General features: G+C 73.6%; 19 protein-coding genes. 15 read left to right on the plus strand and 4 right to left on the minus strand.

Translation table 11 applies throughout. The annotated features are described in order from the left end of the window. Positions 1-26 precede the first annotated feature (26 nt). From WME83_RS36725 to WME83_RS36735, 3 genes are all read left to right on the plus strand, one after another. A complete protein-coding gene (locus tag WME83_RS36725) occupies positions 27-1,616 on the plus strand; it encodes a serine/threonine-protein kinase (protein ID WP_437314362.1) in 1,590 nt (529 codons plus the stop codon). 113 nt (positions 1,617-1,729) lie between these two features. Continuing rightward, positions 1,730-2,788, plus strand: a complete 1,059-nt coding sequence (locus WME83_RS36730) for a hypothetical protein (RefSeq protein WP_437314363.1) — start codon at positions 1,730-1,732, stop codon at positions 2,786-2,788. Positions 2,789-3,093: 305 nt separating this feature from the next. Next, positions 3,094-3,807: a hypothetical protein gene (locus WME83_RS36735; protein ID WP_437314364.1), complete on the plus strand. Its 714-nt coding sequence runs from the start codon at positions 3,094-3,096 to the stop codon at positions 3,805-3,807. A 90-nt stretch (positions 3,808-3,897) separates the two neighbouring features. Here WME83_RS36735 and WME83_RS36740 read toward each other — a convergent pair whose 3' ends face one another. After that, a complete protein-coding gene (locus WME83_RS36740) occupies positions 3,898-4,254 on the minus strand; it encodes an arsenate reductase family protein (protein ID WP_020739063.1) in 357 nt (118 codons plus the stop codon). A gap of 115 nt (positions 4,255-4,369) precedes the next feature. Beyond that, positions 4,370-5,551: an SMP-30/gluconolactonase/LRE family protein gene (locus tag WME83_RS36745; RefSeq protein WP_437314365.1), complete on the minus strand. Its 1,182-nt coding sequence runs from the start codon at positions 5,549-5,551 to the stop codon at positions 4,370-4,372. Between the two features lie 161 nt (positions 5,552-5,712). Between WME83_RS36745 and abc-f the strand changes: the two genes are divergently transcribed. The 3 genes from abc-f to WME83_RS36760 all read left to right on the plus strand — a co-directional run bounded on the left by abc-f (position 5,713) and on the right by WME83_RS36760 (position 10,354). Next, positions 5,713-7,335, plus strand: coding sequence for a ribosomal protection-like ABC-F family protein (abc-f, locus tag WME83_RS36750; RefSeq protein WP_437314366.1), 1,623 nt, complete (start codon positions 5,713-5,715; stop codon positions 7,333-7,335). 135 nt (positions 7,336-7,470) lie between these two features. Beyond that, positions 7,471-10,023 (plus strand): ATP-binding protein, encoded by a 2,553-nt coding sequence (locus tag WME83_RS36755; RefSeq protein WP_437314367.1) that lies wholly within the window; start codon positions 7,471-7,473, stop codon positions 10,021-10,023. Positions 10,024-10,096: 73 nt separating this feature from the next. Further along, positions 10,097-10,354, plus strand: coding sequence for a hypothetical protein (locus WME83_RS36760; protein WP_437314368.1), 258 nt, complete (start codon positions 10,097-10,099; stop codon positions 10,352-10,354). Between the two features lie 56 nt (positions 10,355-10,410). Here WME83_RS36760 and WME83_RS36765 read toward each other — a convergent pair whose 3' ends face one another. Further along, entirely contained in the window at positions 10,411-10,785 is a 375-nt protein-coding gene (locus WME83_RS36765) for a hypothetical protein (protein ID WP_437314369.1), read from the minus strand. A 379-nt stretch (positions 10,786-11,164) separates the two neighbouring features. Beyond that, positions 11,165-11,800, minus strand: coding sequence for a hypothetical protein (locus WME83_RS36770; protein WP_437314370.1), 636 nt, complete (start codon positions 11,798-11,800; stop codon positions 11,165-11,167). Positions 11,801-12,229: 429 nt separating this feature from the next. On the opposite strand from WME83_RS36770, the gene WME83_RS36775 reads away from it, so the two are divergent. From WME83_RS36775 to WME83_RS36815, 9 genes are all read left to right on the plus strand, one after another. Continuing rightward, positions 12,230-13,078, plus strand: a complete 849-nt coding sequence (locus tag WME83_RS36775; RefSeq protein ID WP_437314371.1) for a hypothetical protein — start codon at positions 12,230-12,232, stop codon at positions 13,076-13,078. Between the two features lie 147 nt (positions 13,079-13,225). Beyond that, positions 13,226-13,639 (plus strand): hypothetical protein, encoded by a 414-nt coding sequence (locus WME83_RS36780; RefSeq protein WP_437314372.1) that lies wholly within the window; start codon positions 13,226-13,228, stop codon positions 13,637-13,639. A 31-nt stretch (positions 13,640-13,670) separates the two neighbouring features. Further along, a complete protein-coding gene (locus WME83_RS36785; RefSeq protein WP_437314373.1) occupies positions 13,671-14,552 on the plus strand; it encodes a DUF692 domain-containing protein in 882 nt (293 codons plus the stop codon). Beyond that, positions 14,549-15,547, plus strand: coding sequence for an HvfC family peptide modification chaperone (locus tag WME83_RS36790; protein WP_437314374.1), 999 nt, complete (start codon positions 14,549-14,551; stop codon positions 15,545-15,547). Before WME83_RS36785 ends, WME83_RS36790 begins: the two co-directional genes overlap by 4 nt. A 38-nt stretch (positions 15,548-15,585) precedes the next feature. Further along, the gene (locus tag WME83_RS36795) at positions 15,586-16,287 is read left to right on the plus strand and encodes an RNA polymerase sigma factor (RefSeq protein WP_437314375.1); all 702 of its coding nucleotides are present in this window, start codon (positions 15,586-15,588) and stop codon (positions 16,285-16,287) included. Then, on the plus strand, positions 16,277-16,960 hold the full coding sequence (locus WME83_RS36800; RefSeq protein WP_437314376.1) for an NrsF family protein: 684 nt from the start codon (positions 16,277-16,279) through the stop codon (positions 16,958-16,960). Before WME83_RS36795 ends, WME83_RS36800 begins: the two co-directional genes overlap by 11 nt. A gap of 184 nt (positions 16,961-17,144) precedes the next feature. Next, positions 17,145-18,299, plus strand: a complete 1,155-nt coding sequence (locus WME83_RS36805) for a lactonase family protein (RefSeq protein ID WP_437314377.1) — start codon at positions 17,145-17,147, stop codon at positions 18,297-18,299. After that, complete coding sequence (locus tag WME83_RS36810) at positions 18,296-19,345, plus strand: hypothetical protein (RefSeq protein WP_437314378.1); 1,050 nt, start codon at positions 18,296-18,298, stop codon at positions 19,343-19,345. The genes WME83_RS36805 and WME83_RS36810 overlap by 4 nt, the downstream gene beginning before the upstream one ends. Before the next feature lie 403 nt (positions 19,346-19,748). Then, on the plus strand, positions 19,749-20,600 hold the full coding sequence (locus WME83_RS36815) for a hypothetical protein (protein ID WP_437314379.1): 852 nt from the start codon (positions 19,749-19,751) through the stop codon (positions 20,598-20,600). Positions 20,601-20,681: the final 81 nt, after the last annotated feature.

The following is a 20,681-nucleotide window of genomic DNA, read 5'->3' on the forward strand; positions in this document are numbered from 1 at the left end:
GTAAGCTCGATCGACGCGGTGGACCCATGTCGCTGAACTTCATCGAGGGGAGGCTGTTCGCAGGCAGGTACCGCGTCGTGCGCTGCATCGCGACCGGAGCCATGGGCGCGGTCTACGAGGTCGTGCACATCGAGACGGAGCGCCGGCGGGCGCTCAAGGTGATGCACCCGCACCTCGCCGAGAACCCCGAGTTCCACGCCCGGTTCAAGCTCGAGGCGCGCGTCGCCGCCCGCATCGCCACCGAGCACATCGTCGAGGTGTTCGACGCCGGGATCGACGCGGAGACCGGGATGCCGTTCCTGGTCATGGAGCTGCTCCGCGGCGAGGAGCTCAGCAAGCGCATCCGCCGCCTCGGGCGCCTGTCGCCGGAGGCGGCCGTCGCCTACCTGCGCCAGACGGCGATCGCCCTCGACAAGACGCACGCCGCCGGGGTCGTCCACCGCGATCTCAAGCCGGCGAACTTGTTCCTGGCGGCGATCGGCGACGACGACGAGTTCCGCATCAAGGTGCTCGATTTCGGCATTGCCAAGCTCGTCGCGGAGACCGCGCTCGACTCGGCGACGACCGCGGCCCTCGGGACGCCGCTCTACATGGCGCCTGAGCAGTTCAGCGGCGCGTCCATCTCGAAGGCCGTCGATCTCTTCGCGCTCGGCATGATCGCGTACACGCTCCTCGTCGGCAAGGCCTACTGGCTCAACGACATGCGGGAGTTCAGCAACACGCTCGCGTTCGCGGTGATCGCGATGTACGGCCCTCAGGAGCCCGCGTGCGCGCGCGCGGCGGCCGATGGGGTGGAGCTGCCCCCGGCCTTCGACGCGTGGTTCGCGAAGGCGACGGCGCACGACCCCGAGGCGCGCTTTCCGACCGCATCCGCCGCGGTCGAGGCGCTCGCCGAGATCTTCGACATCGCGCCCGCGCCGGCGAAGTCGTCGCGCCTGTCCGTGGTGGAAACGCCGCTGCCGCGCGCACACCAGGGTCCCGCTTCGTCGGTGCCGGCGCCCGCCCAGTCCTCCAGCACGGGCGTGGAGACGAGGGTCGCTGCCGCGCCGCCGCGGAGATGGTCCACGGTCGCGATCGCGGCCGTCGCCCTGATCGGCGGCGGCGCCATCGCCTTCGCCTCGCTCGGCGGGGGCGCGCGCTTCGCTCCGGGCAACGCGCCGGACGCGCCGGTGGCCCGGGCGGCCCCCGCCCCGCCGATCTCCACGCCGCCCTTCCCCTCGGCCGTGCCGGTCCCCGCTCTCCCCGAGGCCTCCGGGCCCCCCGGAGCGCCCGACCTCGCGGCGCCTGCGGCCGTGACGCCCGCGCCGCTCGAGCACGGCGACCTGGCGCCCGTCCCCGCGGCAGCGTCCGCGAGCGCGAACGACGCGATGCTGCCGCCTCGCGCGGCGCCGCACCCTCGCGCCACGGCGCCGTCCAGCGCCGCGACGTCGTCCAGCGCAGCGACATCGTCCGGCGCAGCGCCGCCTTCCAGCGCCGCACCACCGTCCAGCGCAGCGCCGCCGTCCAGCGCAGCGCCGCCGTCCAGCGCCGCGCCGCCTTCCAGCGCGGGGCACACGCCGATCCCGCCGGCGTCCTCCTCGGCCAAGCCCCGGGAATCGCTCTACTCGGCGGACTGACGCGGCGCCCGCGCCGACGCGGCGACGGCGGAGCGCTGTTTTCTTGCCTGCGGCGATACCGGGAATGGTATCTCATGCATCCACCGATGCGCTTCGCCTGGTCTGCGCCTCTAGTGAGCGGATTGCTGAGCATCGCTCTCACCGCTCCGGCAAGCGCGCAACCCGACGCCGTGGCCGTGGCCGAGTCGCTCTTCAACCGCGGTCTCGCGGACATGCTGGCGGGCCGGCATTCGGTGGGCTGCCCTGCCCTCGCCGAGAGCTATCGGCTCGATCCTCGCGCAGGTCGGCTGTTCACGCTCGCCGAGTGCGAGGCCCAGTGGGGGCGCATCGCCACCGCCGTTGCGCGCTACAACGACTTTCTGGCGCTGTATTCCCGCATGTCGGAGGCCGACAAGCTCCAGCAGCTCGAGCGCTACAAGGTCGCGATCGAGCAGCGCGATACGCTCGCGCCGCTCGTCCCGCAACTCACGCTGTCGCTGCCGGACGACGCGCCCGCGGGCACGGTGGTGCAGCGCGACGGCATCATCCTCGAGCGGCCTTCCTTCGGCATCCCGCTCCCCGTCAACCCGGGAGAGCACGTCGTGACGACGAGGGCGCCGGGGGGGCCGCTGCACGAGGTGCGGTTCACGATCGACAGGTCCGACGCGAAGACGATCGCGCTCGAGGTGAAGCTCCCCCGCGAGGAGCCTCCCCCCGACAAGCCGGCGGCTCGGCCGCCCGACCCGCTCGGCGTGCCGCCCGCGAACGGCGCGAAGGGCGCCGCGGCGGCCCCGCAGTCGTCCGGGCCCAGCGGCCAGCGCGTCCTGGCCTACGTGGCGGGCGGGCTCGCCGTGAGCGGGCTGCTCGTCGGCTCGGTGACCGGGTGGATGGCGCTCAACGAGAGCAGCCGCGCGGACAAGGAGTGCAAGGACGTAAGCCCCGGCGTGGCGGAATGCGACACCCCCGTCGCGAAGGCCGCCGGCGAACGCGCGAAGGACCTGGGGACGGTGAGCACGATCGGCTTCAGCGCCGGCGCGGCGCTCGCGGGTGCGGCGGTGCTGCTCTTCCTGACGGAGCCTTCCCCGTCCGGCCCGCAGGCCAGCGCCGCGTCCCGCCCGCAGGCCGGGACGGTCCGCTGGTCGCTGCTCGCCGGGCCGAGCGGCGGCGGCGTCGCGGTCCAGAGCCGGTGGTGAGCCTGCCCGCGCCCGTCGCCGCCGGCGCAACCCGCCCGTAACGCAGCTCGCCCGCGGCGCCCATCGCGCTGCGCGCGCCGGCGCGCCACGCCGCGCGGCCGCGGCGGGCTCACGCCGCCTTGCACCCAGCCTGCACCCAGGTTGCGGCGTCGATGCAGGTCAATCCACGTCGGGATCTCCCCGATTCGTCGAAAACGTGCGCCTCGTCGGTGGACACGATGGACACGATCGGGTGTAGCATCAATAAAAAACTACAGGCCGGCGCGCCCGGATGGGAAGGTATCGCGATGAGGAAAGGGCAATTCATGATCACGAAGACCACGATGGCCATGTTCGGGCTCGCGGCCTCCGGGCTGCTCGCGGGCTGCACGGAGACGCTCGACTCGAAGCAGATCCGCACCGGAGGGATCTCGGCGACGATAGAGGCGACCGCCGAGAGCGCGTCGTCGACGAGCGTGAAGGCCACGCTCAAGGCGGGCGGCGACGAGAGCAACACCTACGTCATCCTGAGCGCGGGAGACCGGATCTCGGCGACGGCGGACGGCGAGGAGGTCGAGATGTCCTCCGAGAGCTCCGGGGTCTACGTGGCCCACTTCGACATCGGGGAGGGAGGCACCGAGTTCACGGTGCGGCTGGACCGCGAGGACGACGACGACGCGCCGAACAACGCCGGGACGCTCCCCGACCCGTTCGACCTCGAGGCGCTGCCCAAGGATCCGGTCCCGCGCGGCGAGGACCTCACGGTCACGTGGGCGCCGAGCGGGTCGGGCGACGACATGGTGATCCGCGTGGACGGCAGATGCATCTTCGCCAAGACGTTCGATGTCGGGGGCGATCCCGGGACGTACACCATCGAAGCGGATGAGCTGGAGGCGACGAGCTCGCAGGAGCCCGAGAGCTGCGATGTGGACCTCGTGATCAGCCGCACGCGCGGCGGCACGACGGACAAGACCCTGGACCCGGAGAGCTCGTTCGAGCTGAGCCAGGTCCGGCAAGGCCGCTTCACCTCGGCGCCCTGAGGCGCCCTCCCTGCGCCTGCCGGCCAAAGGCGCCGTCGTCGATCCAGACGTCGAACGCCTGCCCCGGATCGAAGGAGAAGGCTGGCGATCTCAGCCGAACAGCGCGGCGTAGTCGTCCTCGCGAAAGCCCACCAGCACCCGGCTCCCCTTCACCAGCACGGGCCGCTTGACGAGCTTCCCGTCCTCGGTGAGCCACCGCGCGACCTCCGCGTCGCTCGCGGCGTCCACCCGCGCCTTGCCGAGGGCGCGGTAGCTCTGCCCGCTCGTGTTGAGCCACCGGCGCACCGGGAGCCCGCTGGCCGGGATCCATCGGGCGAGCTCCTCGGCCGTCGGCGGCTCGTCGACGATGGGCCGCACGGCGACGTCGACGCCGCGCTCGCCGAGCCACTTCAAGGCCTTCTTGCAGGTGCTGCACCCGGAATACGAGAGGATCTGGACCTTGCTCATGCGGGCCTTTTGCCCTCGCACGCGCGAAGTGGCAAGGCCCGCGGATCATCCTCCGCGGCCTCGCGCCCTGCGGCGTGGCGTCGAATCGGATGGATCCGCCCGGCGGGCCGCGCCCTCAGTCGGGATACCCGGGGATGTTCATCGCTATCGAATAGAGCGAGTCGCCCGCCGTGATGTAAAGCGTCTTCCGATCGGCCCCGCCGAACGCGACGTTCGTCGCCTCGCTCATCCCCCCGATCGTGCCGAGCCTCGCGCCGGACGGCGCGAAGACCTCGACGCCGCCCGTCCACCCGACGTAGAGGTTGCCCGCGCAGTCGACGCCCATGCCGTCGGCCTTCATGAGGCCCGAGGCGAAATCGGAGGAGGGGCCGGGCGCGCCGCCTTCATCCAGCGGATATCGCCGGATCCGGCCGGCGCTGAACTCGCCGGCATAGAGGACGCGCTCGTCGGGCGAGAGCGCGACGCCGTTCGGCTCGGTCATCGTGCCCACGACGCTCACCTCGCCGGACGGCGACACGCGGTACACCGCCGTCGGCAGCTCCGACATGCCGGTGAGCTGGAACTCCGGATCGCTGAAATAGACGTTGCCGTCGGCCCGCACGGCGACGTCGTTCGGCGCGTTGAACCGCTTGCCACCGTAGAGCTCGGCCACTGGACGCCGCGACTTCGTGCCGAGGTCGAAGGCGGAGATGCCGCGCGTGTCGTGGGTGCACGCGATCAGCTCCCCGTCCGCGGACAGGGCGAGACCGTTCGTCGAGCTGTTCTCGATGAACACGTCGAACGAGCCCGGAGGCGTGAACCGGCGCAGGGTCGCCGGCGGGCCGTTGAGCGGCGGCTGGTTCCGCTGCATGCGGTGGATGTCCGAGAAGAACAGCGCGCCGAGCTCGGCGACCCAGACCGGCCCCTCGAGGTAGTCGAACCCGCCGCGCACCCGCTGCGCCGTGCGGTTCGCCGGCAGCGGATCGGCCGCATACGGCCCTCCCGGGCAGATCCCCAGGTCGCCGCCGCCCCCGCCGCCGCCCCCGCCGCCGAGCCCGCCCTCGCCGGACCCGCCGCCGCCCGCGCCGCCTGACCCGCTCGCCGTCGTCGCGCCGTTCGTCGCGCCGCTCGTCGCGCCGCTCGCGCCCGCGCCGCCGCTGCCGCTGCCGCTGCCGCTCGTGGCGACCTGGTCCCCGGTGGAGCCGCCCGGATCGCCGCCCCCTTCCGAGGGAAATCCGGGAGAACCGGCGCCGTCACCACAGCCGCTCGCGGCCGCAGGCAGGATTCCACATAGCAACAGAGAAAATCGAGCTCTCATAAGCAAAGATCTCCATCCCGAGATGCGCATGACGTGGATTTATCACAGGCGACGCGCCCGTTGTGGTCACCACCTTGCGGCGGAAAAATTGCCACGTCGCGCGACGGGCCGTCTGGTATACGTGCGCGGAAAGGAGCCGCCTCCCCGCGGCAGCGCCCCTCGTGATCCGCCTCGATTCCATCAGCAAGCAGCACGGTAAGCAGATCCTCTTCCTCGAGGCCTCCGCGGCGGTGAACCGCGGCGAGAAGGTCGGCCTGGTGGGGCCGAACGGCTCCGGCAAGACGACGATCTTCCGGATGATCACCAAGGAAGAGGCGCCCGACGGCGGCCAGGTCGCGATCGACCGCGGCGTCACCATCGGCTACTTCAGCCAGGATGTCGGCGAGATGAAGGGCAGGAGCGCCGTCGCCGAGACCATGGACGGCGCCGGCCCGGTCTCCGTCGTCGCGGCGGAGCTCCGCGAGCTCGAGGCCGCGCTCGCCGACCCCGAGCGCATGGACGAGATGGAAAGCCTGATCGAGCGCTTCGGCCAGGCGCAGGCCCGCTACGAAGAGCTCGGCGGCTACGCGCTCGACGCCAAGGCGCGCGAGATCCTCGCCGGCCTCGGCTTCAGCCAGGCCATGATGGATGGCGACGTGGGCGCCCTCTCCGGCGGCTGGAAGATGCGCGTCGCGCTCGCGCGCATCCTCCTCATGCGGCCCGACGCGCTCCTGCTCGACGAGCCGACCAACCACCTCGACATCGAGTCGATCATCTGGCTCGAAGGGTACCTGAAGCAGTATCCAGGGGCGCTCGTCATGACCTCGCACGATCGCGAGTTCATGAACCGCATCGTCACCAAGATCATCGAGATCGACGGCGGCGAGCTCACCAGCTACTCGGGCAATTACGAGTTCTACGAGCAGCAGCGCGCCATCATCGAGCAGCAGGCCGAGGCGCAATACGAGCGCCAGCAGGCGATGCTCGCGAAGGAGATGCGCTTCATCGAGCGCTTCAAGGCCCAGGCCGCCAAGGCGGCGCAGGTCCAGTCGCGCGTGAAGAAGCTCGAGAAGATCGACAAGGTCGAGCCGCCGAAGCGCCGGAGGACCATCCGCTTCGAGTTCAAGCCGGCCCCGCGCTCGGGCGACGACGTGGCGCGGCTCGACGGGGTCAAGAAGTCGTTCGGAGGCCGCCCCATCTACGACGGGTTCGACCTCCTGATCCGCCGCCGCGAGCGCTGGTGCGTCATGGGCGTGAACGGCGCCGGCAAGTCCACGCTGCTCAAGCTCATCGCCGGGGCCTCCGCGCCGGACGCCGGCCAGGTGAGCGTCGGCGCGAGCGTCAAGCTGGGGTACTTCGCGCAGCACGCGATGGAGCTGCTCGACCCGACCCGCTCCGTCTGGGAGTCCATCGTCGCTGCCTTCCCCCAGGCCTCCATCGGCTCGCTCCGCACGCTCGCCGGCGCATTCGGCTTCTCCGGCGACGACATCGACAAGCCGTGTCGCGTGCTGTCCGGCGGCGAGAAGGCCCGCCTCGTGCTCGCGATCATGCTCTACGATCCGCCGAATTTCCTGGTGCTCGACGAGCCGACCAACCACCTCGATATGGCGACCAAGGAGATGCTCGTCGAGGCGCTCTCCTCGTTCGAGGGCACCATGCTGTTCGTCTCGCACGATCGCCGCTTCCTCGCCGCGCTGTCGAACCGCGTCCTCGAGCTCCTGCCCGACGGGCCGCGCGTCTACGGCGGCGGATACCTGGAGTACGTCGCCCAGAGCGGACACGAGGCGCCAGGCATCCGGAGCTGAGGGCGCGGCTCCGCGCCGCCGCGCGCTCCGCCCGGGAGCGACTCCCGCCCGCCAGCTCGACGCGACTCGGCGCCGGGCGGGGCGGGGCGCGAGGTGAACACATGCTCAAGGTTTCGCGCTATCGTAAGGACCTCGATGGAGCAGCTCGGTAGACCGAACCCAAAGCGGCTCTCCGACTTCATCCAGCGCCATCACGACGCGGTCCTGGAGAAGTGGAAGCAGCGGGTCCAATCGCTGAGCCCGGCGCGGCGGCTGTCGGATACGTTGCTGACCGACCATATCCCGAGCGTCCTCGCGTACATCGCCGAGGCCACCGGGAGCGAGGGCGCGGAGGCCGCTGTCGACCGGAGGCTCCGCGGCATGCCCGGGTATCACGCGCTGAACCGGCTGGCCCACGGGTACGACCTCTCCGACGTGGTGATGGAGTACGCGGCGCTCCGCGCCGTGATCCTGGAGCTCTGGGAGCGCGACGGCGGCGGGGACGGCGGGCGCGAGCTGATCCGGCTGAACGCGGCGATCGACGAGGCGATCGCGGGCGCCGTGTCGCATTACCAGGAGGCGCGCGTGCGCCTGCTCCAGGCGCTCGACACGATCTCGGCGGCCGCCCTCGGCAGCAGCGACCTGGACACCTTCCTGAAGGCGCTCATCCGCGCCACGCGGGAGGCGGCGGCCGCCGTGGACGTGGCGATCGTCCTGCTCGGGGACGGCCTCGAGGTGCACGCGACGGCCGGCCTCGACGATGGGCCGCTGCTCGGCCCGCCGCTCGAGGCGACGCGGGAGTTCGCCCGCGCGGTGCTCGCGCTGCGCGGGCCCACCTCGCTCGACGCCGCACTCCCGGCCCTGCCCGCGACCGCGCGCGAGATCCGGTCGAGGGGGCTGCGCGCCGTCTACGGCGTGCCGCTGCTCCACGAGGGGCACGCCATCGGCGTCGCGATCCTCGGCTCCCGCAACGCCGAGGACTTCTCCGACGAGGACATGCTGATGCTCCGCACGATGACCAGCCGGGCGACCGGGATCATCGTGCAGGCGCAGCTCGTCGCGAAGGAGCGCGCGTCGCGGCACCAGGCGGACGACGCCCGCGCGCTGCTCGCGACCGTGGTCGAGCAGATGCCGGCGGGGCTCATCATCGGCGAGCGGCAGACGGGGCGCGTCCTCCTCACGAACCGGCAGGCCACGGAGATCTTCCGGCAGTCGTTCGAGGGCATCCAGAGCATCGAGGGCTACACCGGCCGCGGCTTCCACCCGCGGTCGGGCAAGCCGTACGAGACGTGGGAGTGGCCGCTCTCGCGCACCGTCACGACGGGCGAGGTCGTGAACGACGAGGAGATCGACATCCTCCGCGGCGACGGCACGTGGGGGCGCATCCTCGTGCGCTCGTCGCCGGTGCGGGATCCGGACGGGCGCGTCTCGGCGGGCATCGTCACCTTCTTCGACATCACCGAGCGCACGCGCGCCGAGCAGGGGCAGCGCTTCCTCGCGGCCGCGAGCGCCGCCCTGAGCGACAGCCTCGATCTCCAGGGAACGCTCGACCGGCTCGGCCGCCTCACGGTGCCCGAGCTCGCGGACTGGTGCGTGATCCAGACGCTGCCGGAGTTCGAGGCGGCGCGGCGGGTCACGCTGACGCACGCGGACCCGGAGACCGTGAAGCGGGCGCGCGCGCTCTTCCGCGAGATGGATCCGCCCCCGGCGCTGACGGCGCTGATGGAGCAGGTCCTCTGCACCGAGCGGCCGGAGCTCGTCCGGGACCTGTCGCACCCGCTGCTCGCCTCGGTCGGCGAGCACCCCGCCTTCCGCCGGCTGGTCCGCGCGCTCGGGATCACGTCGGCCATGGTGGTGCCGATGGTGGCGCGGGGGCGCACGTTCGGCTGCATCACCCTGGCGACCGCGGAGTCCGGGCGGATCTACGACGAGGCGGACCTGGCGGTCGCGCACGATCTGGCGCAGCGGGCGGCGCTCGCCGCGGACAACGCCCGGCTCTACGAGGCCGCGCAGCGCGCGATCGAGCTCCGGGACAACGTGCTCGCCACGGTGTCCCACGACCTCCGGAACCCGCTGAGCGCGATCATCACCGCGGCCGCCGTGATGACCAAGCGCGCGGCGGCGCGGGGGGAAAAGGGGGACGCGAAGGCGATTCAGGCGATCCAGCGCTCGGCGCACCGGATGGATCGGCTGCTCCACGACCTGCTCGATTTCGCGAGCCTGCGCGCCGGCCGGCTGGCGCTGCGCCGGCAGCCGCAGGACCCGCGGGAGATCAGCCGGGAGGCGGTCGAGACGTTCGAGTCGCAGGCCCAGGAGAAGGGGGTCCACCTGGGCGTGGCGTCGACCGAGGACGTCCCGCTCGTCGTGTGCGATCGCGATCGCGTGCTCCAGGTGCTCTCGAACCTCCTGAGCAACGCGCTCAAGGTGACCGGCGCCCAGGGGTCGGTCACGGTGCGGTGCGAGCACCGGGAGGAGCACGTCGTCTTCTCGGTGGCGGACACGGGGCCGGGGATCCCGGAGGACGAGCTGCCGTACCTGTTCGAGCGGTTCTGGCGCGGCCAGCGGAACGGCTACAAGGGCACCGGGCTCGGGCTGGCCATCGCCCGGGAGCTCGTGGTCGCGCACGGGGGGACCATCCAGGTGGAGAGCCGCGTGGGCGTGGGGACCACGTTCCGGTTCACGATCCCCGTCGGGAGCGCCGAGGGGTAGGCCGGCGGCGAGCGCCGGGGAGGGAGTGGACGATCGGGCGCGCCGGCCCCAGAGGCCTCCGGAAGGAGGAAACATGGGAGACGAGACAACGCGCGACCAGCTGGGCGCCCCGCGGCCCGAGCGCGAGGTCAGCGAGGAGAAGCTGCCGCACCCGCAGGCGGACGTCCCCGGCGTCCGCGGGCCGATCACGTCGTCCGGCGAGCGAGAGGACGCGCCCCCCGGCGAGGTCGAGACCTGGGGCAGCGAGGGCGGCGCCGGGTCGTACGAGGGGGGGCCGGTCGTCTCGGACACGAAGCTCCCCGCGGGGAGATCGGGGCGTAAACCTTCGTAATTACGTATGTATTTGTCGATGTTGCGGCCCGCGGAGCCCCCTCGCGGGCCGCCGGGTCACGGCTGCTGCTGCTGCGTCGGCCTGGGCGCGCACCGCTGCATGTAGGCGGGCTCGGGGCAGCCCTCGTGGGTCAGGATCTCGCTCTCCTGGCATTTCACGAGCGCAGCCCGGATGTCGAGGCACTTCCCGGGGCCCGCCTCGACGCACCGGTGCACCGAGGTGGTCCCGTTGGCGCAACCGTCGAGCTGGCCCTCGGGGCAATCCAGGAGCGGCCCGACCGAGCAGTCACGCTCCGGGGTCGGGCCGGTCGCCGTCGTCGACGTCCGCTGGGTGGCCTGCTGCCGGGGCGTGCAGGCGGCGCTCCCGGCGAGCGCGAGCCCCGTGAAGAAGAAGAGCAGGCCCCGGCGGGGCGAGCAGCTGCGCGTGTTCATGCCGTCGTTCTCCGTGGGTGAGGCTGGGCCGGGGACCGGAAGGCAGGTCGCCGACCAGCGCGCCCGGCAGACTACTCCACGGAACGAGGTCGTCCGGCGCTTTTGCCTCGGCGGCCGGAGGCCCCCGGCAGGACCGAGCGCCTCAACCTGGGTCGGGCCGTCCGGCTCAACCTGGGTCGGCCGGCTCAACCTGGGTCGGGTCGCCTCAACCTGGGTCGGGCTACCTCAACCTGGGTCGGGCTACCTCAACCTGGGTCGGGCTACCTCAACCTGGGTCGGGCTACCTCAACCTGGGTCGGGCTACCTCAACCTGGGTCGGGCTACCTCAACCTGGGTCGGGTCACCTCAACCCGGGTCGGACCGCCCGCCTCAACCCCGGTCAGAACGCGCCGCCGCCGTGCGCGAGCAGCGCCCAGCTGTCGCCGCCCGTCTGGGTCGCAGCGCCCCGGACGGTCAGGTCGTCGAAGAACGCCGGGCGGAAGTTGAGCCGGGCGCCCACCTTGACGTTGCGCGTGACCAGCCGCTCCACCCCCACGGTGACCGGCACCGTCAGCGCGAACGCATCGCCACCCTCGCCCGCCCAGCCGGCGTAACCCAGCCCCGCGACCACGAACGGCTGCACGATCGCCTCGTCGGCCCGCAAGACGTTGTACCGCAGCCCCGCGTCGAGCGACGTCAGCACCAGCGACCGGCCCAGCGTCGCGCGCTGGTTCACCGAGCCGATGTAGTTGCCCTCGACGGCCACGCGCGGCGACATGCTCCCGGTCACGCGCACGTTCCAGGTGGGCCCGACGCCCGCGGTCCCTCCCAGGTAGCCCAGCATGCCGAAGCCGCCCTCGACCGCGATCGTGGGCTCGGGGATGCGCCGGATGAGCGGCTGATCCGCCGGTGGGACGTTGCCCGCCGGCCGATCGCGCTGCTCCTGTCGCGCCGCGCCCTGCGCCCCCGCCGCGCCAGCGAGCGCCATCATGGCGGCGGCCGCCATGGCCGACGCCGCGAATCGTCGCGTGCTCATTGCAGTTCTCCCCCCGGGTGGACCGGTTCCGCCTCCCCCCCGGGTGGACCGGTTCCGCCTCCGACGACCGCCTCGTGCACACCACAGGCCACGCGCGGCTGTGCAGCCCGGGTCCGACGCCCTCACCCGCGCCGCTCGCCCGCCCGCGCGACGCCGCCTCACGGCCGCATCCGTCGCCGAAACCGCGCCGCCGCTCGCACGTAAACCCGTACGCAGCATCAAGCGAGGCGCGCCGAGCCACCCGCTCGCCCGGATCGGACGCGCCCGCGGCCACGGCATCGCTCGGGTCGACGGTGACATCGAGCGAGCGGGTGGGCAGACGGGGCAGCCCCCGATCGCCCTTCCCGCCCTCCTACCTTCCTGCTCCAGTGGAGAGCGCCACGCGATCACGGCCGCGAGCACCAACCCCATGAGACCCAGGAGACGAGCGTGAAGACGATTCGGACAAGGACACTGCTCCTCGTCGTGCTCGCGGCCGCCGCGACGGGCGCGACCGCATGCCAGGGAGAGCCGCAACCCCTCGCGCCCGCCGCGACCGAGCTCAAGGCGCCGGAAGCGAAGGCGCCCGCCGCGACCGCCTTCGCGATCGACCGGGCGGGCAGCAAGGTCGAGCTCGCGATGGATGCGCCGCGAGAGAAGATCCGCGGGCGAATCGAGGGCGCCGCCGGGGGGACGTTGCAGGTCGATCCCACCGACATCACGAAGACGACGGGCCTCATCACGGTCGACCTCGCCACGCTCGAGCTCTTCCAGACCGCCGTGGGCGACGACGGCAAGCCCGGCGAGGAGAAGAAGAGCGACGTGCAGAACGAGCACGCGCGCACCTGGCTCGAGATCTCCAAGGACACGCCCGACGACGTCCGCGAGAAGAACGCGAAGGCCCAGTTCGCGATCCGGTCGATCTCGACCTCCGGCGAGAAGGACCTCTCGAAGCTGTCCGGCGCGGAGCGGACGGTGACCGTCACCGCGTCGGGCGACCTCCTGCTGCACCAGCGGCAGACCCCGAAGACCGTGGAGCTCATCGCCACGTTCCGGTACGAGGGCGACAGGCCCGCCGGCGTCACCGTGAAGACGGCGAAGCCGTTCTCGGTCGGGCTGGCCGAGCACGACGTCCGGCCGCGCGAGGCGTTCGGCAAGCTCGCCCAGAAGACGCTCGAGGTGCTGGCGCCCAAGGTCGCCAAAGAGGCGATGGTGTCGCTCGAGCTCACCGCGACCGCGGGCGCGGCGACCCCGGCGCCGGCGGCAGCCGCGGCGCCGGCGGGAAGCGCGGCGCGATGAGCGGCGCGCGCCGCCTGCCCGGGAGCCATTGCGGCGCCGCGGCGGTTTTGAGATGACACGGCGCTCCGTGCGCCGCCGGGAAACCGGATCACGCCTCGCCCGTAGTGGGCGCAGGCCCGTCACGACGAGAACCAGAGGAGCCACACGATGCTGTCGAAGAAGAGCATTTACGAGACCCTCGCCGCGCTGAGCGCCGGCGCCCTGCTGATGGGCGGCTGCGGCGGCGCGCAGGCGCCGGTCAACGCGACCGAGGTCCCCGCCGAGCAAGAGGCGACCCCGGCCGCCCCCGCCGCGCCGGCCGAGCCCGCGCCGGCCGAGACGACCTCCGGCGACGCCGCCGCGGGCGCGAACGTCCCCGCGGCCCCGGCCGCGCCTGGGTCCGCCGCGCCGCCGAGCGACGCGCAGTCCGCCGCGACCTCGCCGCAGGTCGCGCCCACGGCCACCCCGGCGGCCACCGCGCCCACGCCGCCCACGCCGACCGCCGCGCCCAAGCCCGCCGCGAAGAAGGCGGCCGCCAAGAAGCCCGGCCACGCGGGCTGCGGCCAGGGCACCTGCGCCTGATCCCGGTCGGCCCCGCCCGCCCCGCGCCCCCATGACCGAAAGCGCGCTCACCGGCGTCGGCCTCGGGCTCCGATGGGAGTTCCTCGACGAGGTGCTCGCGGCGCTCGAGGCGCCCGACGAGGGCGCGCGCGGCGCGGCGCTGGCCGTCCCCTTCTTCGAGCTCTCCCCCGAGAACTACATGCGCCGCGGCGGCTACTACCCCGCCGCGATCGCGCGCGTCCGGGAGCACCGCGCCATCCTGACGCACGGGCTCACCCTCTCGGTCGGCGGGGTCGATCCGCTCGACGACGGCTACCTGCGCGCCCTGCGGGCGTTCGTCGATCGGCTCGATCCGCCGTTCCACAGCGACCACCTCTGCTTCTCGGGCGTCGACGGCAGGTTCGTGCACGACCTCCTGCCGCTCCCGCTCACCTCCGCGGCCGCCGTCCACGCCGCGGCCCGCATCCGCGAGGCCGCGGACCGGCTCGAGCGCCCGATGGCCATCGAGAACATCACCTACTACCTGGTCCCGGGCCGCGCCTCGCTCGACGAGGCCGACTTCCTCGTCGAGGTGCTCGAGCGCGCCGGCTGCGGGCTCCTGCTCGACGTGAACAACATCTACGTCAACGCCAGGAACCACGGCTTCGACCCGGTCGCGTACCTGGAGAAAATTCCACCCACGCGCGTCGTCTCGATGCACGTGGCCGGGCACGAATGGCGCGACGACGCGGGGGTCGTCCTCGACACGCACGGCGCGCCGGTGATCGAGCCGGTGCTCGACCTGCTCGCCCGCGCGGTCGCGCGGACCGGGCCGGTGCCGGTCGTGCTGGAGCGCGACAACGACGTGCCGCCGCTCGACGCGCTGCTCGCGGAGCTTGCCGAGGTCGACGCGGCGTACCGGCGCGGGCTCGCCGCGCGGGAGGCGCGGGCATGAGCGCGCCGCGCGAGGCGATGGCCGGGCCGCCGCCGGAGCTCCCGGGCGCGAGCGGGGCGCGCGAGGCGATGGCCGAGCCGCCGCCGGAGCTCGCGGCGCTGCAGCGGGCGCTCCAGGCGAGCGTGAGCGCGCCGGACGGCGAGGCGATCGCGGCCGACCCGCGCGCGTGGCTCGCCAGCGCCGGGCTCGAGGGACCGGACCTCGAGGCGATGGCCGCGCTCCCGCCGAGGCGGCTGCTGCTCTACCGGAGCCTCGTCCGCCGCGGGCTGACCGGCGCGATCCGCGCCGGGATCCCGCGGACCGCGGCGCGGCTCGGCGACCGGTTCGAGGCGGACGCGGCGCGCTTCCTCGAGGCGGAGCTGCCCCGGTCGCGCTACCTCCGCGACGTCGCCTTCGCGTTCGTGGCCTTCGCGGCGCCGCGCTGGGTCGAGGACCCGGAGGTGCCCGCTTACCTCGCGGATCTCGCCCGCCACGAGCTCGCCGCCTTCGCGGCGGCGCTCGCCGAGCCGGACGAGGAAGAGGCCGCCGCGACGGGCGACCCCGCCGCGACGGGCGAACCGGACGCGACGCGCGGACCGGACGCACCGGGCGCGCCCGCCCCCGGCGAGGCGCTCTCGCTCGACCGCGGCGTGCGCTTCCAGCGGGCCGCGGCGCTCGCGCGCTACGAGCACGCGGTCCACCGGCTGCAAGGCGCCGTGTCGGCGCGCGACGTGCCGGCCCGCGAGCCCACGCGCCTGCTCGTGTACCGCGACGCCGGGCACGACGTGCGCTTCCTCGAGCTCACGCCGCTCGCGGCCGAGATCCTCGACCGCCTCCTCGCGGGCGCCGCGCTCGGCGACGCCGTGGTCCAGGGCTGCGCCGCGCTGGGGCACCCGGTCGAAGGCCCGGTGCTGGAGAGCGCCGCGGCCCTCCTGAGCGACCTCGCCGAGCGCGGGGCGCTCCTCGGACCGTCGCGCGCGCCGGGCATCGGCGCGCCGGGCGCCGCGCCGTGCTGATCGCCGGCGCGCAGACGGTGTATGCCGTCAGAGGCGCCATGGACGAGCTCGCCCTGAACGCAGCGATGGACCGGTACGCGTGCGGCGACGCGCGCGCGTTCACCGAGCTGCACCGCGCGCTCTCGGCGCGCCTCCTCGCGTACCTCACCCGGATGTGCGGCTCCGAGACGCTCGCCGGCGACCTGACGCAGGAGACGTTCCTGCGGATGCACCGCGCCCGATCGACCTTCGCCCGGGGCGGCGCCGTCACGCCGTGGGCGTACGCCATCGCGCGGAACGTGTACGTCGATCACGCGCGCGCCCAGAAGCACCGCAGCACCGAGCGGCTCCCGAGCGATCCGGGCGCGGAGCCGCCGGACGCGCGCGGCGCCGACGCCGAGGCGGTGGCGATCGCCACCGAGACGGCGCGGGCCGTCGAGCGCGTGCTCGCGCGCCTCCCGGCGTCGCAGCGCGAGGCGTTCATCCTGATCCGGTACGAGGGCCTGAGCGTGCAGGACGCCGCGGCGATCCTGGGGACGACCGGGACCGCGGTGAAGCTGCGCGCGTTCCGCGCCTACGAGGCGCTGCGCGCCGCGCTCGAGGAGCTCAAGCGGCAGCCCGACGCGGGACCAGGCGAAGGCGGGGGCGCGGAGAAGGGCGCCGGAGCGAGGGGCGACGGGCCCGCGGCCGCGAGGCCGGAGCGGAGCGGCCGCCGCGGCAAGGGGCAGCCGGGCGTGCGGGGAGGTGCCGATGGCGAATGAGCGCGACCTGCTGAGCGGGATCGAGGACATCCCCGATCCCGCGGCCCACCTCGTCGCCCGCCCGCCGCCCGCCCCGGCGGCGGCGGTACCGGCCGAGCCGTCGCTGACGCGCCCGGCGCGCGAGCGCCGCGCCCTGATCGCGGGCATGGTCGGGCTCGCCTGGATCCTGATCTTCAGCTGGGTCGAGGGCTTCCGCGACGACCTCGGGTCTCCCGGGGTCGCCGTCCCGCTCGCCGTCGGGGCGGCGCTCTGCGGCCTCGGCCTGCTGCTCGCGCTGAGGCCGCGCGCCCGGGGCCTGCCGGCCGGCGTGCGGGCGCTCCAGGCGCTCATCGCCGCGGTGCCGGTCGGGTTCCTGGCCGCGGCCGTCGCGACGTCGCGCGTGGCCGATCCGCCGGTGCCGCTGGAGCTGCACCTCAGGTGCATCGCGAGCGCCGTCGGCACCGGGCTCGTGCCGTTCGCGCTGGCGGCGCTCGTGCTGCGCCGCTCGTTCCTCTCGGCCCCGGCGTGGCGCGGCGCCGCGATCGGCGCCCTGTGCGGCCTCGCGGTGGTGGTCGGCCTCGGGACGCACTGCGAGCTCGACGATCTCCTCCACGTCGCCCTCGCCCACGGCCTCCCGATCGCGGCCGGCGCGCTCCTCGGCGCCGCCGCCGGGGCGCTGCGCGGGCGGGCCTGACGGGCGCCGTGGCGCTTGCCCCGCGGCGCCGGCCGGGGGTAACGCATGTCCGGTGAACGCGGACCGACCGATGCAGCGCCTCCTCTTCTGTCTGGCCGCTGGGCTGTGGCTCGGATGCAGCCGATGCGCCGATGGGGCCGCGAACAGCGGCGCGACGGCGGGGAGCTCCGGAGGCGGCGGCGGCATGAGCCAGGGCGACGCCACGACGACGGCCAGCGCTGCGGGCGGCAGCGGCACGGGGAGCGTCGGCGCCAGCGTCGGCGCGGGCGGAGGCGGCGCGCCGCCCGCCGTCGCGCCCCTGGTCTATGTCGGGGGGCGCAAGGGCATCTTCGTCTTCCGCCTGGACGAGGCCGACGGCGCGCTCTCGGCCGTGGAGGGCCCGCTCGACGCCGAGATGAACCCGACCTTCCTCGCCGTCGATCCGGCGCGCCGGCGCCTCTTCGCGGTGAACGAGCTCGACGAGGTGGACGGCGAGGCGTCGGGCGCGGTCGCCGCGTTCCGGATCGACGCGGGCGACGGGACGCTCGCGTTCCTCAACCGGGTGTCCTCGCAGGGCGAGGGCCCTGCCCACCTCTCCCTCGATCGCGCCGGACGCTTCGTCCTCGTCGCCAACTACGGCGGGGGCACGGCCGCGGTGCTCCCCGTCGGCGACGACGGCGCGCTCGGGGAAGCGGTCGACCAGATCGCCTTCGACGGGCGCATGCCGAGGTCGCACCACGTCGTGACCGACCCGGAGAACCGGTTCGCCTTCGTCACCAACCTCGGCCTCAACTCCATCGCCCAGCTCACGTTCGACGCGGACATGGGCCAGGTGGAGCCCAGCGACCCCGCGGCCGTCGCGCTCGCCGCCGGCGCGGGCCCCCGGCACCTCGACTTCCACCCGAACGGCCGGTTCGCCTACGTGATCAACGAGACTGCCGACGCGATCACCACGCTGAGCTACGACCCGTCGCGCGGGGCGCTCTCCGCCGTGGCGACCGTCTCGACGCTGCCGGAGGGCGTGAGCGGCCGGGGGAACACCTGCGCCGAGATCCAGGTCTCCCCGTCGGGGAGGTTCGTGTACGGCTCGAACCGCGGCCACGACAGCATCGCCATCTTCGCGGTCGATCCCGACGAGGGGACGCTGTCCCCGGTCGGCCACGCGCCGACGGAGGGCATGACCCCGCGCCACTTCCAGATCTCGCCGTCCGGCGCCCTGATGCTCGTCGCGAACCAGGACTCGGACAGCATCGTCGCGTTCCGCGTCGACGAGGCGACGGGCGCCCTCGAGCCGACCGGCGGCGTCACCGCCGTCCCCGAGCCCACCTACGTCGGGATCGTGGCGTCGCCGGGCCGGTGATGGCGCGCCGCGCAGCACGCCTCGCGCTCCTCGCTGCGGCGCTCGTCGCTGCGGCGCGCCCCGCGCGCGCGTCCTCCGGCGAGCAGACGGCGTCGCTGAGCTGGGTCCGGCTCGCGGGCGCCGAGGCGTGCGTCGCGGCGCGCGCGCTCGCGCAGGCGGTGGAGGCGCGCCTCGGGCGCGCGGCGCTCGTCTCGGCCGCCCGGGCCGACCTCACGATCGAGGGGCGCGTCGAGCCGGGCGGCTCCGGCGGATGGCGCGCGGTGATCGCGGTCGCCGACGCGGACGGCGCGCTGCTCGGGACGCGCGAGATCGCCACGGCGTCGCCGCGCTGCGGGGCGATCGACGACGAGCTCGCCCTGGCCATCGCGCTCATGATCGACCCCAGCGCGCGGCTCTCCCCCGGCGCGCCGCCGGCGCCTCCGCCGCCGCCTCCACCCCCGGCGCCGGCGCCTGCGCCTTCACAGCCGCAGGTCATCGTGCAGCGCATCCTGATCCCGGTCCCGCCGCCGGCGCCTCCGCCGCCGGCGCCGTGGCGCGTCGAGGTCGGCGCCGGTCCGCTCTTCGGGCTCGGCCTCCTGCCCTCGCCCGGCGTCGCCGCCGCGTTTCGCGCGCGCCTCACGCCGCCCCGGTTCTGGTCGTTCGAGGTCGGGGGGGCCGTCTGGTTCCCGAACGAGGCGACCACCGGCGCCTCCTCGACGCGCTTCTCCTGGGGCGAGGGGTTCGTGTCCGCGTGCCCCGTCTCGCTCGGGAGCGCCACGCGGCTCACCGCGTGCGCCGGCGCCCGCCTCGGCGCGCTCCGCGTCGGCGGCCTCGGGTTCGGCGTCGACCGCGCCGACGAGCGCCTGACCGCGGGCGGCGCGCTCGACGTCCGTCTCACCCGGCGGCTCGTCGGCCCGCTCACCGCGGGCGGCGGCCTCGGGCTGATCGTGCCGCTCGTGCGCGACACCTTCTTCTACGTCGACGCGCAGGGCCGGGATCGCGAGATCTTCCAGATGGCGCCGCTCGCCGGGACGGCGGACGTCCTGCTCGGCGTCGATTTCCCCTGAATTTCCCTGGCTCCCCGCGATTCGCGCCCGGCATCGATTTTCTTTCATAAGCGCTCGCCCTCGCGACCATGAAGGGCGGGGCCGGCTTTCCTCGCGCTTGCGCCCCGGCCTCTCGCGATGACCCTCGAAGCGATCTTCGAAGAGAACGCGGATCGCGTGTGGCGCGTGCTGCGAAGACAGCGGCGTCCGTGACGCGCTCCGCTGCCCCCGAGCGCCGCTCGCCGCCTCTGCGCTGCGCCGCATCGCCCTCGCTGCCGCTGCCTCGAGCGGAGTCAGCGCTGCCGCCCCGATCAGGCCCACCGTCGTCCCCGAACGAAGACCGATCCGGAGATCATAAAAACCGACGAACGACCCCATTCATCGAGTGACAACGGGCTTCGCTGGCAGGCCCGGGGAGACAGGAATGCGACGCTTCGCGAACACATCCATTTCATTGTTCTTTGGGCTGATGGTGCTCCAGACCTTCGGCGCCGGATGCACCGCCCGCGTGGAGGTCGGCGACGACAGCGGCGACGGCGGCGGTCAAGAGGCAGGGCCCGATGATGACGCCCATGGGAGCGGCAGCGGCGGCGGCGTTAGCGCCGAAGGCGGCTCGTCGGTCGGGAACGGCGGTAACTTCAGCACCGGGGGCGGCTCGTCGGTCGGGAACGGCGGTAACTTCAGCACCGGGGGCGGCTCGCCGGTCGGGAGCGGCGGTAACTCCAGCACCGGGGGCGGCTCGCCGGTCGGGAGCGGCGGTAACTCCGGCACCGGGGGCGGCTCGCCGGTCGGGAGCGGCGGTAACTCCGGCACCGGGGGCGGCTCCGAGTCGGCACCGGCCGGCGCGATCGCGCTCCTCGGGAGTCAGCTCCCCGACCCGCCGGATGACCCCGGGAGCAGCGCCGCCACGGGCGGCGGGTCTCCCCCCGATCCGAACGATCTCCTCGTCGTCATCGGCGCCCCGGCGCGTTCCTGCGCGGCGCCAAACGCGGCCCTCGAATGCGGCGACTGGCGCGTGACTCTCCGTATTCCCCCTTCGCTGCAGGTGCCCGGCATCATCGATTTCAGGGAGGATAATTTTCTAGGGTTATCGATTTACGGTGTATACGGCCCCGACAGGGGCGACGGCGACTGCTCGCGGATCGGCGGCATCTTCACGTCCGGCACGCTGGAGATCGTGAGCATCGACGCCGCCAACGTCGTGGTCCGGCTGAGCGGCACCGAGACCGACCGTTTCGACGCCAACGGCGAGTACACCGCGCCTCGATGCCCCTGACGTTCCTGGCTCCGTGATGGAGAAGAATTTGAACCACAGAGGCGCGGAGGACACCGAGGATGAGGGAGAGAGGCTTCATTC

Origin of the sequence: Sorangium sp. So ce385 (assembly GCF_051474135.1) — a bacterium.
Lineage (GTDB): Bacteria > Myxococcota_A > Polyangia > Polyangiales > Polyangiaceae > Sorangium > Sorangium cellulosum_D.

Excerpts from the sequence above, each read along its gene's own strand:
- WME83_RS36795 (WP_437314375.1), top strand. The coding sequence starts at position 15,586 with ATGGACGAGCTCGCCCTGAACGCAGCGATGGACCGGTACGCGTGCGGC.
- WME83_RS36740 (WP_020739063.1), bottom strand. The coding sequence starts at position 4,254 with ATGAGCAAGGTCCAGATCCTCTCGTATTCCGGGTGCAGCACCTGCAAG.
- WME83_RS36765 (WP_437314369.1), bottom strand. The coding sequence starts at position 10,785 with ATGAACACGCGCAGCTGCTCGCCCCGCCGGGGCCTGCTCTTCTTCTTC.
- WME83_RS36770 (WP_437314370.1), bottom strand. The coding sequence starts at position 11,800 with ATGAGCACGCGACGATTCGCGGCGTCGGCCATGGCGGCCGCCGCCATG.
- WME83_RS36800 (WP_437314376.1), top strand. The coding sequence starts at position 16,277 with ATGGCGAATGAGCGCGACCTGCTGAGCGGGATCGAGGACATCCCCGAT.
- WME83_RS36790 (WP_437314374.1), top strand. The coding sequence starts at position 14,549 with ATGAGCGCGCCGCGCGAGGCGATGGCCGGGCCGCCGCCGGAGCTCCCG.
- WME83_RS36815 (WP_437314379.1), top strand. The coding sequence starts at position 19,749 with ATGCGACGCTTCGCGAACACATCCATTTCATTGTTCTTTGGGCTGATG.
- WME83_RS36785 (WP_437314373.1), top strand. The coding sequence starts at position 13,671 with ATGACCGAAAGCGCGCTCACCGGCGTCGGCCTCGGGCTCCGATGGGAG.
- WME83_RS36780 (WP_437314372.1), top strand. The coding sequence starts at position 13,226 with ATGCTGTCGAAGAAGAGCATTTACGAGACCCTCGCCGCGCTGAGCGCC.
- WME83_RS36725 (WP_437314362.1), top strand. The coding sequence starts at position 27 with ATGTCGCTGAACTTCATCGAGGGGAGGCTGTTCGCAGGCAGGTACCGC.
- WME83_RS36735 (WP_437314364.1), top strand. The coding sequence starts at position 3,094 with ATGATCACGAAGACCACGATGGCCATGTTCGGGCTCGCGGCCTCCGGG.
- WME83_RS36745 (WP_437314365.1), bottom strand. The coding sequence starts at position 5,551 with ATGAGAGCTCGATTTTCTCTGTTGCTATGTGGAATCCTGCCTGCGGCC.
- WME83_RS36755 (WP_437314367.1), top strand. The coding sequence starts at position 7,471 with ATGGAGCAGCTCGGTAGACCGAACCCAAAGCGGCTCTCCGACTTCATC.
- WME83_RS36805 (WP_437314377.1), top strand. The coding sequence starts at position 17,145 with ATGAGCCAGGGCGACGCCACGACGACGGCCAGCGCTGCGGGCGGCAGC.
- WME83_RS36760 (WP_437314368.1), top strand. The coding sequence starts at position 10,097 with ATGGGAGACGAGACAACGCGCGACCAGCTGGGCGCCCCGCGGCCCGAG.